Below are 12743 nucleotides of genomic sequence, written 5' to 3'. Positions count from 1 at the left end.
TCCCCGCGAAGAACCTTTTATTTCGCCGAGCAGGGCCGCCTGCTCGCGCACGGCCTGCAGGTGCGCGCCGCGCGCGACGACACGGTCGGGGAGTTCGACTTCCTGCTCGACGACGGCAAGGGCGGCGCCGCGCACATCGAATTCGCCACCAAGTTCTACCTGCTGCAGGACGGCGTGCACGGGGATCTTGCCGCCAACTTCGACACCTTCGTCGGCCCCAACCTGGCCGACAGCCTGGGGCGCAAGATGCGCAAGGTGTTCGAGCGCCAGTTGCGGCTGGGCAGCCATCCGGCCGCCCGGGAACTGGTGCCGCGGCCCGTCAGCAGCGCCCAGGCGCTGGTGAAGGGCTGGCTGTTCTATCCGCTGGGAGAGTATGCCGAGATGCGCGGCATCGGGGCGGGCCACTGCCGCGGCTTCTGGTGCGCGCTGGAGGAACTGGAGACCCTCGAGGCCGAGCGCTTCCTCGTGCTGCCGCGCCTGCAATGGCTGCCGCCGTTCCGCGCCTCGTCGGCCACCTGGATGCTGGACAAGGCGCAGCTGCGCGCCGAGCTGGAAGACCATTTCGCCGCGACCGATGCGCCCGTGCTGGTGGCGCTGGTCGACGAGGAGCCGGGCCGCATCGTCGAATTCGAACGCGGATTCATCGTTCCGAACGACTGGCGCGCCCGCGCCAGCGCCAAACTTCACCCCTGAAATTCGGGGTCAGAGCACATTTCGAGGAAAATTCGGGGGCAGAGCACATTTCGGAGAAATGGCTCCGATGGCAAGTTAGGCATCGACCAGGCTCGCAGCGGCCTGGCGCATGACGGGACCGGCATCACATCTTAAACAAGGATCAATTGCACAAAAAAGTGCTCTGACCCCGAATTGCCGCGTAAATATGCTCTGACCCCGACTCAGTGCTTGTGCTCGCCGATCAGCGCGAGGGAATCGTGCTCGCGCTGGTTGGCCGCGTGGCGGCGGCCGATCAGGAACATGATGCCGGCCAGCGACATGCCGAACAGGACGATGATGATGTTCAGGTCCAGGTTCAGCGTGATCATGATGGCGTACACGGCCAGCATGGTCAGGATCGACAGGTTCTCGTTGAAGTTCTGCACGGCGATCGAGTGGCCGGCGCTCATCAGCACGTGGCCGCGGTGCTGCAGCAGGGCGTTCATCGGCACGACGAAGAAGCCGGACAGCAGGCCGATGATCATCAGGAGGGGCACCGCCACCGTCACCGAATGCACGAGGGTCATGCTGGTCACGACGAGGCCCATGACGATGCCCAGCGGGATCACGGTCAGCGACTTGCGCAGCGGGATGACCTTGGCGGCGGCCGCGGCGCCGGCGGCGACGCCCAGCGCGAAGATGCCGATCAGGCTCGTGGACTTGTCCAGCGGCAGCTGCAGCGAGCGCTCGGCCCACTTGATGACGATGAGCTGCAGCGTGGCGCCGGCGCCCCAGAACAGCGTGGTAACGGCCAGCGAGATCTGGCCCAGCTTGTCTTTCCACAGCGTGGCCGAGCAGGTGGCGAAGTCGGCGATCAGCTTGGTCGGGTTGCGTTCCTGGTGGTCGTAGCGCGCGCCGGTGTCCGGGATGCCCAGGTTGAACAGGGCCGCCAGCACGTAGACGCCGATCAGCACGGCCAGCGAGGCCTGGCTCGGCGTGGAGATGACGCTGTGCAGCGCGGACACGTGGTCCAGCAGCCAGGCGCCGCCCAGCGGGCTGACGAGGGCGCCGCCGAACGCGGTGCCCAGGATGATCGACAGCACGGTCAGTCCTTCGATCCAGCCGTTGGCGACGACGAGTTTTTCCGGCGGCAGCAGCTCGGTCAGGATGCCGTACTTGGCCGGCGAATAGACGGCCGCGCCGAAGCCGACCACGGCATAGGCCATCAGCGGATGGATGCCCGCGAACACGAGGCCGCAGCCGAAGACCTTGATGAGGTTGGCGATGAACATCACGCGGCCCTTCAGCATCGAATCGGCGAACGCGCCGACGAACGGGGCCAGCAAGACGTAGAACAGGACGAATGACAGTTTGAGCAGCGGAATCAGCGATGGCGGCGCATGCATTGCCGCCAGCAGATCGATCGCGACGAACAGCAACGCGCTATCTGCGAGCGACGAGAAGAACTGCGCCGCCATGATGGTATAAAAACCACGATTCATTCGAGACGTTCTACAAAACTTGGTGTGGGTTGCTTTATACCATGAAAGAACGCCGCACCCAAGGAATCGACAATACGGCGTTTCACTGCCGGGGGTAAAATAGTCCTTTCGTTTACGGCCCAGCGCCACCATCTGCACCTCATGCCACGTCCCCTGCAAGCCACCATTCATCTTGACTCGATGCAACACAACCTGAACCAGGCGCGCGCCTGCGCGCCGATGTCCAGGCTGTGGGCCGTGGTCAAGGCCAATGCCTACGGCCACGGACTCGAACGCGGCATGCGCGGCTTCGTCCAGGCCGACGGCCTGGCCCTCATCGAGACCGAGGGCGCGCTGCGCTTGCGCGAGCTCGGCTGGATCAAGCCGATTCTTTTATTAGAGGGAATCTTCGACGCGTCCGACATCCCGCTGCTGGCCGAGCACAATATCAACAGCACCGTGCACTGCATCGAGCAGATCAAGATGCTCGAGTACACCCAGCTGTACCGCCCGATCGACGTCCACCTCAAGATGAACACGGGCATGAACCGCCTCGGCTTCAACCCGGAAGACTACCGCGCCGCCTACAAGCGCCTGCGCGCGATTCCCGGGATCCGCAGCATCACGCACATGACCCACTTCGCCAATTCGGACGAACTCGAGCATCCGCGCCTGGGAATCGCCGAGCAGGTGCGCCGCTTCCGCCTGGGCGCGGACGGCCTCGAGGGGGAACGCAGCCTGTCCAATTCCGGCGGGGTACTGCACCAGGCTGGCCTGCTGGGCGGCCTGGACGCCGAGCTCAAGAGCGACTGGGTGCGTCCCGGCATCATGTTGTACGGCGGCACGCCGGGTGGGCGTACGGCCAAGGATTACGGCCTGTTGCCGACGATGACGCTGAAGTCCGAGATCATCGGCGTCCAGCACATCGAGGCCGGCGAGAGCGTCGGCTACGGCAGCCGTTTCCAGGCCGACAAGCCGATGACGGTGGGCGTGGTCGCCTGCGGCTATGCCGACGGCTATCCGCGCCATGCCGAGCACGGCACGCCGGTGCTGGTCAACGGGGTGCGCACGACGCTGGTCGGCAGGGTGTCGATGGACATGATGACGGTCGACCTGACTCCCGTGCCGAACGCCGGCGTCGGCTGCAAGGTCACGCTGTGGGGCGACGGCTTGCCGATCGACGAGGTCGCCCAGGCGGCCGGCACGATCGGCTATGAATTGATGTGCGCGCTGGCCCCACGCGTGCGCGTGATGGAAAACCGCCTGGGCTGCGATTGAGCGCACGTCTGGTGGGCACGTGGTGCCCACCCTGGGCCATTGCCAACCCATGTCGGCCAATGTATATCGTAGCGTGGGCGCCACGTGCCCAGCATCTATCTAAATAGGAACCATGGCAAAACCACGTACCAGTTTCGTATGCAGCGACTGCGGCAGCGTCGCCAGCCGCTGGACCGGCCAATGCGTCGATTGCAAGGCCTGGAACACGATGACCGAGCAGGTCGAGACCCAGGGCCTGAACCGCATGTCGCAGGCCACCCACCACAAGGCGCTGGCGCAGACGGCGCCCGTGCTGTCGCTGTCCGACATCGAGGCCATCGACGTGCCGCGCTTCGGCACGGGCATCGAGGAATTCGACCGCGTGCTGGGCGGCGGCCTGGTCGCGGGCGGCGTCGTGCTGATCGGCGGCGACCCCGGCATCGGCAAGTCGACGCTGCTGCTGCAGGCGCTGGCCAACCTGGCCGCCACCCGCAATACCTTGTACGTGTCGGGCGAGGAATCCGGCGCCCAGATCGCGCTGCGCGCCAAGCGCCTGCAGGTCGAGGCGAAGGATCTCAAATTGCAGGCCGAGATCCAGCTGGAGAAAATCCTCGGCACGCTGGCCGACGTCAAGCCGGAAGTGGCCGTGATCGACTCGATCCAGACGCTGTATTCGGACGCCCTGACGTCCGCGCCGGGTTCCGTGTCCCAGGTGCGCGAATGCGCGGCCCAGCTCACGCGCGTGGCCAAGCAGACCGGCGTGACGATCATCCTGGTCGGCCACGTGACGAAGGAGGGCGCGCTGGCGGGTCCCCGCGTGCTGGAACACATCGTCGACACGGTGCTGTACTTCGAGGGCGATACCCAGTCGAGCTTCCGCCTGGTGCGTGCCATCAAGAACCGCTTCGGCGCCGTCAACGAGCTGGGCGTGTTCGCGATGACGGAAAAGGGCTTGAAAGGGGTGTCGAACCCGTCGGCGCTGTTCCTGTCCCAGCACGACAACCAGGTGCCCGGTTCCTGCGTGATGGTGACGCAGGAAGGCACGCGCCCGCTGCTGGTCGAGGTGCAGGCGCTGGTCGACGCCAGCCACCTGCCGAACGCGCGCCGCCTGTCCGTCGGCCTCGAGCAGAACCGCCTCGCCATGCTGCTGGCCGTGCTGCACCGCCATGCGGGCATCGCCGCCTTCGACCAGGACGTGTTCATCAATGCGGTGGGCGGCGTCAAGATCGCGGAACCGGCGGCCGACCTGGCCGTGCTGCTTGCCATTAATTCATCGATGCGCAACAAGCCGCTGCCGCGCGGCCTCGTCGTGTTCGGCGAGGTCGGCCTGGCCGGCGAGATCCGGCCGGCGCCGCGCGGCCAGGAGCGCCTGCGCGAGGCGGCCAAGCTGGGCTTCTCGATTGCGATGGTGCCGAAGGCAAATGCGCCAAAACAAAAGATTGAAGGAATGACGATCGTGGCCGTCGAAAGGATCGACGAAGCCTTCAGCAAGTTGCGCGAGCTCGACTGACGAAGTTCCCGTTTGGCCCTATACTTTTACCTTGCTAACAATTGCTTTAAGGTAATAGTGTGACAGAACAAAGGAAATCCGCCCGCAAGATCTTCAAGGTCAAGGCCATCGTGGCGATGGAGGGCCAGGCGCCCGTGCTCGGCCATACCACCGACATCGGCGCCAACGGCGTCAGCATCACCGTGCCGCATCCGCTGCAGGCGGGGCAGGCAGGCCTGGTGAGCTTCGACCTGCTGGTCGACGGCAAGTCGGTCTCGCTGCAAGTGCGCAGCAAGGTCATGTATTCCATCCTCAGCCATGGGGAATTCAAGGTCGGGTTCCAGTTCCTGCACCTGGACCTGGCCGCGATGAGCCAGCTCACGCGCTTCCTGCGCTGAGCCATCGGCGCTTCGGCGTCCACGAAAAAGCGGCGTCGTCCTTCGCGGGGCGCCGCCGCTTTCCATATCGGGCTCCTGGCCCTACCTGCTATTCGTGATAGCGATCCTTCAGCTTGCCGCGGCTTCCGCGTGCTTCCCCGATGACGTCGAAGAGAAGCAGGCCGGCAATGCCCCCCAGCACTCCTGTAATGAATAGACTGACCAGCATGACGTTCCAACGCCGTTGAGCGATTCCTCCCTTGGTGACCGACACGCTTTCAAACTAGCAGACGGCCATGTATTTACAAGCGGCTTTTTTTCATACGCAGCGCATGCTTCGTCATAGGGAAAAAGTACGTAGGAAAGGGTGAGTGTGACATGCCGGAAGCAAGCGTGTGACACGCTTTTCCAGGCTTGGTGCATGATAAAAGAGGCGTCATATGAATATGTCACGCCTGTCATAAAGCCGTCATATTCGATCGCTACACTGCGCAGCATCAAACGTCTCACACCCTAACCAAAGGACTTGATATGCGCATGAAGCAACTGCTGGCCACCATCATCATCGGCACCACCGCCACCTTCGCGAGCACCGCGACCCTGGCCGCCGATATCACCGGCGCCGGCGCCACCTTCCCGTATCCGATCTACGCCAAGTGGGCCGAGATGTACAAGAAGGCATCGGGTAATGGCCTGAACTACCAGTCGGTCGGTTCCGGTGCCGGCATCAAGCAGATCAAGGCCAAGACCGTCGACTTCGGCGCCTCGGACATGCCGCTGCAGGCCGCCGAACTGGACGAAGCCGGCCTGATGCAGTTCCCGGCCATCATGGGCGGCGTCGTCACCGTCGTCAACCTGGACGGCATCACCCCGGGCCAATTGAAGCTGACCGGCCCGGTCGTCGCCGACATCTACCTGGGCAAGATCACCAAGTGGAACGACCAGGCCATCGCCGCCCTGAACCCGGGCGTCAAGCTGCCGGCCGAGGACATCACCGTCGTGCACCGCGCCGACGGCTCGGGCACCTCGTTCCTGTTCACGGATTTCCTGTCCAAGACCAACCCGGAATTCAAGAGCAAGATCGGTGCCGGTACCGCCGTGAAGTGGGCGGTCGGCGTGGGCGGCAAGGGCAATGACGGCGTCGCCGCCAACGTCCAGCGCATCAAGGGTTCGATCGGCTACGTCGAATGGGCGTACTCGAAGAAGAACAAGATGTCGCACACCCAGCTGAAGAACAAGGACGGCAACTTCCTGCAGCCGGACGACGACGCCTTCAAGGCCGCCGCCGCCAACGCCGACTGGGCCAAGGCCCCGGGCATGGCCGTGGTCCTGACCGACCAGCCGGGCAAGGCCGCCTGGCCGATCACCGGCGCCTCGTACATCCTGATGCACAAGTCGCAGGCCGACGCCGCCAAGGGCAAGGAAGTCCTGAAGTTCTTCGACTACGCCTTCAAGAACGGCGATGCCGCAGCCACCGACCTCGACTACGTGCCGATGCCGGATTCGGTCACCAAGCTGGTGGAAGCCGCCTGGAAATCGAACCTGAAGGACGCTTCGGGCAAGGCGGTCTGGTAATCGACATCCCCATCCGTGGGTAGCGCTGCTCCCACCTTTCCCGGCGAGAGGTCGGGGAGGTGGGAGCAGCGCGCTTTTGCTTCCGGGTAATAAATTGAACAAACATATGAACGCACACTCCGCGATCGCTGCCGACAACGCCGCCGCCCTGGCCGCGCAGCAGGAAGAAGCCAGGAACGTCGCCCTGCGCAACACCATGCGCACCCAGCGCATCCAGGACTTCTTCTTCCACAAGATCACCCTGTTGTTCGCCGCATCGGTGCTGCTGGTGCTGGTCGGCATCATCATCTCGCTGGCGATCGGCGCGGCGCCTGCGTTCCGCGAATTCGGCCTCGGCTTCGTCACCACCAACGAGTGGGACCCCATCAACGACAAGTTCGGCGCGCTCATCGCGATCACCGGCACCCTGGTGACCTCGATCATCGCCCTGGCCATCGCCTTCCCCGTCAGCTTCGGCATCGCCCTGTTCCTCACCGAGATCTGCCCGGCCTTCCTGCGCCGCCCGATGGGCATGGCGGTGGAACTGCTGGCCGGCGTGCCGTCGATCATCTACGGCATGTGGGGACTGTTCGTGTTCGCACCGTTCTTCGGCGACCACGTTCAGCCGCTGCTGAAGAACACCATCGGCGTGCTGCCGTTCATCGGCCCGCTGTTCAAGGGCCCCACGATGGGCCTGGGCGTGCTGACCGCCGGTATCATCCTGGCGATCATGATCATCCCCTTCATCGCTTCCGTGATGCGCGACGTGTTCGAGATCGTGCCGGCCGTGCTGAAGGAGTCCGCCTACGGCCTCGGCTGCACCAAGTGGGAAGTGGTGCGCAAGATCGTGCTGCCCTACACCCGCACCGGCGTCGTCGGCGGCGTCATGCTGGGCCTGGGCCGTGCCCTCGGTGAAACGATGGCCGTCACCTTCGTGATCGGCAACGCCAACAAGATCTCGCTGTCGCTGTTCGAAGCGGGCAACTCGATTTCCTCCACGCTGGCCAACGAATTCGCCGAAGCCAGCTCGCCGCTGCACGTGTCCTCGCTGTTCGCGCTGGGCCTGATCCTGTTCGCGATCACCTTCGTCGTGCTGTCGGCCGCCAAACTGATGCTCGTGGGTATGGCCCGCAAGGAAGGGGCAAAATAATGCAAAACGCCGTCAATCCCGCAGTCAACCCTGTCTACCGTCGCCGCCTGCTGGGCCACCGCGTCGGTATCACCCTGTCGGTCGTCGCCATGGCCATCGGCCTGGGCTTCCTGGCATGGATCCTGTTCACCCTGCTCGTGCACGGCTTCGGCGCGCTGTCGAGCAACCTGTTCTCGCTCGACACCCCGGCGCCGGGCAGCGAGGGCGGCCTGCGCAACGCCATCTTCGGCACCGTGCTGATGGTCGGCCTGTCGACGCTGGTGTCGACGCCGATCGGCATCCTGGCCGGCATCTACCTGGCCGAATACGGCGCCAACAACAAGTTCGCGGCGCTGACGCGCTTCGTCACCGACATCATGCTGTCGGCCCCGTCGATCGTGATCGGCCTGTTCGTCTACGCGCTGTACGTGGCCAACGTGCAGCACTTCTCCGGCTACGCGGGCACCATCGCGCTGTCGCTGATCGCCATCCCCGTGGTCGTGCGCACCACCGACAACATGCTGCACCTGGTGCCGAACAGCCTGCTGGAAGCGGCATTCGCGCTGGGCGCGCCGCGCTGGAAGGTGTCGCTGATGGTGCGCTTGCGCGCCGTGAAGGCCGGCGTCGTCACCGGCGTGCTGCTGGCCGTGGCCCGCATCGCCGGCGAAACGGCACCGCTGCTGTTCACCGCGCTGAACAACCAGTTCTTCACGGCCGACCTGAACCAGCCGATGGCCAACCTGCCGGTGGTGATCTACCGCTTCGCCATGAGCCCGTACGAAGACTGGCAGTCGATCGCCTGGGGCGGCGCGCTGCTCGTCACCTTCAGCGTCCTGGCCCTGAACATCCTGTCGCGGACCGCGTTCCGCCAGAAGACTCCGCAGTAATTGCTACAGAAGACAACGACAATGAACGCTACCATCCAGACCGCGATCCCGACCGCCACCATGAGCACTGCGACCTCCGCATCGACCAACGGCAAGCCGAAGGCCAAGACCATCGAGATCCAGGGTCTGAACTTCTACTACGGCAAGTTCCACGGCCTCAAGAATGTCAACCTGGACATCCACGACAAGCAGGTGACGGCCTTCATCGGCCCGTCCGGCTGCGGCAAGTCGACGCTGCTGCGCACGCTGAACCGCATGTACGACCTGTACCCGGGCCAGCGCGCCGAGGGCGCCATCGTCTACGGCGGCCGCAACATCCTCGATCCGGGCGTCGACGTGAACATGCTGCGCGCCAAGATCGGCATGGTGTTCCAGAAGCCGACCCCGTTCCCGATGTCGGTCTACGACAACATCGCCTTCGGCGTGCGCCTGTACGAGAACCTGTCCAAGGGCGAGATGGACGAGCGCGTCGAATGGGCGCTCAAGAAGGCCGCGCTGTGGACCGAGGTGAAGGACAAGCTGAACAAGAGTGGCCTGTCGCTGTCCGGCGGCCAGCAGCAGCGCCTGTGCATCGCCCGCGGCGTCGCCGTCAAGCCGGACGTGCTGCTGCTCGACGAGCCGACCTCGGCCCTGGACCCGATCTCGACCTCGAAGATCGAGGAACTGATCAGCGAGCTGAAGGGCGACTACACGATCGCCATCGTCACCCACAACATGCAGCAGGCCGCCCGCTGCTCGGACTACACCGCCTATATGTACCTGGGCGAACTGGTCGAATTCGGCGAGACGGACCAGCTCTTCATGAACCCCGCGAAGAAAGAGACCCAGGACTACATTACCGGTCGTTTTGGATAAGGAACTCTGTAACCTACTGCGCGGCCGCAGGCGCGGCCTGCGATGCTCCGCGACGGCGGACCGGCCGTACCGGATGTACGGCTGCGCTTCTCGGCCACGCCTGCAGCCGCTCGCTACGGTTGCAGAGTCCCTCGAAGCGCTAACACAGTGCCAAATATTGTAATATCACAACATAGACAGGAAACAGGGACATGGTAGGCGATCACTCTTCCAAGCAGTACGACCAGGAACTCGAAGGTATCCGTTCGAAGGTGCTGCTGATGGGCGGCATGGTGGAAACCCAGTTCGAGGAAGCGCTGGAGGCGTTCCGCGTCAACAACGCCGAGCAGGCGGACAAGGTGATGGCGGACGACCACGCCGTCAACCAGCTCGAAGTGCAGCTCGACGACGCCTGCAGCCACCTGATCGTGCGCCGCCAGCCGGCCGCGAACGACCTGCGCACCGTGATGGCCACGATCAAGGTCATCACCGACCTCGAGCGCATCGGCGACGAGGCGACCAAGATCGCGCGCACGGCCAAGAGCCTGCACGAGCGCGGCATGGTCAGCTTCAACCACTACGACGTGGTGCGCACGATCTCGCGCGCCACCGCCGACATGCTGCACGACGCGCTGGACGCGTTCGCGCGCCTGGACGGCAAGGCGGCCGTCCAGATCATCGCCCAGGACGACGTGATCGACTACGAGTTCCGCACCATCCTGCGCAACACGATCACCTTCATGATGGAAGACCCGCGCACGATCTCGTCGGCGCTGGACACGCTGTGGGTGGCCAAGGCCATCGAGCGCATCGGCGACCATGCGAAGAACATCGCCGAGTACGTCATCTACGTGGTCGAAGGCAAGGACATCCGCCATACGAAACCAGCGGTGAGCGAGCGGAGCGAAGGGTAATCGATGGCGTCAAACACGAGTGTACTGATCGTCGAGGACGAACCGGCGATCGTCGAACTGGTGAGTTATTCGCTGCGCGAGACGGGCTGGGAGATCCGTACCGCCGGCAACGTGGCCGCGGCCTGGGATTCGATCGTGCACGGCCGGCCCGACCTGCTGCTGCTGGACTGGATGCTGCCCGACCAGAGCGGCCTGCGCCTGCTCTCGCGCCTGCGCGGCGACCGCGACTTCCAGGACATTCCCGTCATCATGCTGACGGCGAAGAGCATGGAGGAAGACAAGATCGCGGGCCTGAACACGGGCGCCGACGACTACGTCACCAAGCCGTTCTCGCCGCGCGAGCTGCTGGCGCGCTCGAAGGCCCTGTTGCGGCGCAAGAGCCCGCACCTGGCCGAGGCGCCGCTGTCGGCGGGCGAGGTCACGCTGGACCCGGCCAGCTGCACCGTCACGCTGAACGGCCGCCAGCTCGACATGGGCAACGCCGAATACCGCCTGCTGAAGTTCCTGATGGCGCACCGCGAGCGCGTGTTCTCGCGCAGCCAGCTGCTCGACAAGGTGTGGGGCGATGCCGCCGCCGTCGAGGAGCGCACGGTCGACGTCCACGTGCTGCGCTTGCGCAAGGCCCTGAAGGAGGCGGAGAAGCTGATCCGCACCGTGCGCAGCGTCGGCTACATGCTGACCGAGAAAGAGAAATAAGAAAGCCCCGATGTCGAATCTGAATCCGAAACTCGTGTTCTGGGTTCCGGCCACGCTGCGCCTGGGCCTGGTGCTGCTGGGCGGCGCCGTGTTCTGGTGGATGTCCGGTCCCGTCACGGGCCTGGCGTTCGCGCTGCTGGTCACGATCGGCTTGCTGGCTTCACAGCTGATGTACCTGCACAAGCTGGGCGAGTGGCTGGACGACCCGCAGAGCGGCAAGCTGCCGGACGGCTGGGGCGCCTGGACCGAGGTGTTCGCCCGCCTGTACCGGCTGCGCCGCGACGACGAACGCCACCAGGCCGAGCTGGCCGAGTGGCTGGCCCGCTTCCGCCAGGCCATGCAGCTGCTGCCGGAAGGCGTGGCGATCATGGACGACGTGCTGTTCCTGGAATGGTGCAACCCGGCCGCCGAGCGCCACCTGGGCCTGACGCTGGAGCGCGACAAGGGCCGCCGCGTGACGAACCTGATCCGCCATCCGGAATTCATCGACTACATCATCCTGGGCCGCTACGAGCAGCCGCTGACGCTGGCGATCCGCGGGCGCAAGCTGGTGGTCCAGATCATCCCCTTCGAGAACCGCCGCCAGATCCTCGTGACCCACGACGCCACCGAAACCGAACGCATCGAGGCGATGCGCCGCGACTTCATCGCCAACGCCTCGCACGAATTGCGCACGCCGCTGACGGTCATCGTCGGCTTCCTCGAGATCGCCCTGGCCGACCCGGGCCTGGACGAGAAGACCCGCACGGCCCACCTGGAACTGATGACGGAGCAGGCCGGCCGCATGCAGCGCCTGATCGAGGACATGCTGACGCTGTCGCGCCTGGAGTCGGACGAGTACCCGCTCAAGCGCGAACGCATCGAGATGCGCGCCCTCGTCGAGCAGATCGCCAGCGATGCGCGTGCGCTGTCGAACGGCCGCCACGAGGTGGAGGTGGCCGTCGACGGTCCGGACGTGATGGGCAACGCGGACGAGCTGCGCAGCGCCTTCGGCAACCTGGCCAGCAACGCCGTGCGCTACACGCCGGCCGGCGGCCACATCAAGCTGTCGTGGACGCGCGGCCCGAACGATTTGCGCTTCGAGGTCGCCGACGACGGCATCGGCATCGACGAGCAGCATATCTCGCGACTGACGGAACGCTTCTATCGCGTCGACAAGAGCCGCTCGCGCGAGACGCAGGGCACGGGCCTGGGCCTGGCGATCGTCAAGCACGTGCTGCTGCGGCATGGCGGCAAGCTGGCCATTCGCTCGGTGGCGGGGAAGGGGAGCGTGTTTACCGCGTCCTTGCCGAATACGACGCTGCCGGGATAGTTCCAGCAGTGCTTGGGTCCCTGCCTGCGCAGGGACGACGGTCTTTGGGCTACGTGCCGTCGATACGTCGCCCCTGCGCAGGCAGGGGCCCAATTCCTCCAAGCGGAGCCGCCACCGCGTCCACGTCCGAGAACGGGTTACAATCCCTTCTTTGCATGC

General features: G+C 64.9%; 12 protein-coding genes. 11 read left to right on the top strand and 1 reads right to left on the bottom strand.

Going from position 1 to position 12743, the window contains the following annotated elements:
* The coding region (locus QPK32_RS24940; RefSeq protein ID WP_290415483.1) for a DUF1853 family protein at nt 1-693 on the top strand (693 nt) is incomplete at its 5' end.
* A gap of 203 nt (nt 694-896) precedes the next feature.
* On the opposite strand, the gene lplT is transcribed toward QPK32_RS24940, so the two are convergent.
* Nucleotides 897-2156 (bottom strand): lysophospholipid transporter LplT, encoded by a 1260-nt coding sequence (lplT, locus tag QPK32_RS24935; RefSeq protein WP_290415482.1) that lies wholly within the window; start codon nt 2154-2156, stop codon nt 897-899.
* A gap of 141 nt (nt 2157-2297) precedes the next feature.
* On the opposite strand from lplT, the gene alr reads away from it, so the two are divergent.
* The 10 genes from alr (at nt 2298) to phoR (ending at nt 12584) form a co-directional block, all read left to right on the top strand.
* Entirely contained in the window at nt 2298-3413 is a 1116-nt protein-coding gene (gene alr / locus QPK32_RS24930; protein WP_290415481.1) for an alanine racemase, read from the top strand.
* Between the two features lie 112 nt (nt 3414-3525).
* The gene (gene radA, locus QPK32_RS24925) at nt 3526-4902 is read left to right on the top strand and encodes a DNA repair protein RadA (RefSeq protein WP_290415480.1); all 1377 of its coding nucleotides are present in this window, start codon (nt 3526-3528) and stop codon (nt 4900-4902) included.
* Between the two features lie 59 nt (nt 4903-4961).
* Complete coding sequence (locus tag QPK32_RS24920) at nt 4962-5279, top strand: PilZ domain-containing protein (RefSeq protein ID WP_290415479.1); 318 nt, start codon at nt 4962-4964, stop codon at nt 5277-5279.
* Nucleotides 5280-5795: 516 nt separating this feature from the next.
* Nucleotides 5796-6833: a phosphate ABC transporter substrate-binding protein PstS gene (gene pstS, locus QPK32_RS24915; RefSeq protein ID WP_374046784.1), complete on the top strand. Its 1038-nt coding sequence runs from the start codon at nt 5796-5798 to the stop codon at nt 6831-6833.
* 196 nt (nt 6834-7029) lie between these two features.
* The gene (gene pstC / locus QPK32_RS24910; RefSeq protein WP_290415487.1) at nt 7030-7962 is read left to right on the top strand and encodes a phosphate ABC transporter permease subunit PstC; all 933 of its coding nucleotides are present in this window, start codon (nt 7030-7032) and stop codon (nt 7960-7962) included.
* Nucleotides 7962-8828 carry a phosphate ABC transporter permease PstA gene (pstA, locus tag QPK32_RS24905; RefSeq protein WP_290415477.1) on the top strand — a complete coding sequence of 289 codons (867 nt, stop codon included), beginning with the start codon at nt 7962-7964 and terminating at the stop codon, nt 8826-8828. The genes pstC and pstA overlap by 1 nt, the downstream gene beginning before the upstream one ends.
* Before the next feature lie 60 nt (nt 8829-8888).
* Nucleotides 8889-9683, top strand: a complete 795-nt coding sequence (gene pstB, locus QPK32_RS24900) for a phosphate ABC transporter ATP-binding protein PstB (protein ID WP_290415486.1) — start codon at nt 8889-8891, stop codon at nt 9681-9683.
* A gap of 191 nt (nt 9684-9874) precedes the next feature.
* A complete protein-coding gene (gene phoU, locus QPK32_RS24895; RefSeq protein WP_290415476.1) occupies nt 9875-10576 on the top strand; it encodes a phosphate signaling complex protein PhoU in 702 nt (233 codons plus the stop codon).
* Between the two features lie 3 nt (nt 10577-10579).
* Entirely contained in the window at nt 10580-11272 is a 693-nt protein-coding gene (locus tag QPK32_RS24890) for a response regulator (RefSeq protein WP_290415475.1), read from the top strand.
* 19 nt (nt 11273-11291) lie between these two features.
* Entirely contained in the window at nt 11292-12584 is a 1293-nt protein-coding gene (phoR, locus tag QPK32_RS24885) for a phosphate regulon sensor histidine kinase PhoR (RefSeq protein ID WP_290415485.1), read from the top strand.
* Nucleotides 12585-12743: the final 159 nt, after the last annotated feature.

Source organism: Massilia sp. YIM B02763 (assembly GCF_030412015.1).
Classification (GTDB): domain Bacteria; phylum Pseudomonadota; class Gammaproteobacteria; order Burkholderiales; family Burkholderiaceae_D; genus Telluria.
Note: the sequence above shows the minus strand (reverse complement) of the source record. Positions and strands in the feature narration are given on the sequence as shown.

Coding starts and splice junctions, on each gene's coding strand:
- QPK32_RS24890 (WP_290415475.1), top strand. CDS start 10,580: ATGGCGTCAAACACGAGTGTACTGATCGTCGAGGACGAACCGGCGATC.
- pstS (WP_374046784.1), top strand. CDS start 5,796: ATGAAGCAACTGCTGGCCACCATCATCATCGGCACCACCGCCACCTTC.
- phoU (WP_290415476.1), top strand. CDS start 9,875: ATGGTAGGCGATCACTCTTCCAAGCAGTACGACCAGGAACTCGAAGGT.
- radA (WP_290415480.1), top strand. CDS start 3,526: ATGGCAAAACCACGTACCAGTTTCGTATGCAGCGACTGCGGCAGCGTC.
- pstA (WP_290415477.1), top strand. CDS start 7,962: ATGCAAAACGCCGTCAATCCCGCAGTCAACCCTGTCTACCGTCGCCGC.
- pstC (WP_290415487.1), top strand. CDS start 7,030: ATGCGCACCCAGCGCATCCAGGACTTCTTCTTCCACAAGATCACCCTG.
- lplT (WP_290415482.1), bottom strand. CDS start 2,156: ATGAATCGTGGTTTTTATACCATCATGGCGGCGCAGTTCTTCTCGTCG.
- pstB (WP_290415486.1), top strand. CDS start 8,889: ATGAGCACTGCGACCTCCGCATCGACCAACGGCAAGCCGAAGGCCAAG.
- alr (WP_290415481.1), top strand. CDS start 2,298: ATGCCACGTCCCCTGCAAGCCACCATTCATCTTGACTCGATGCAACAC.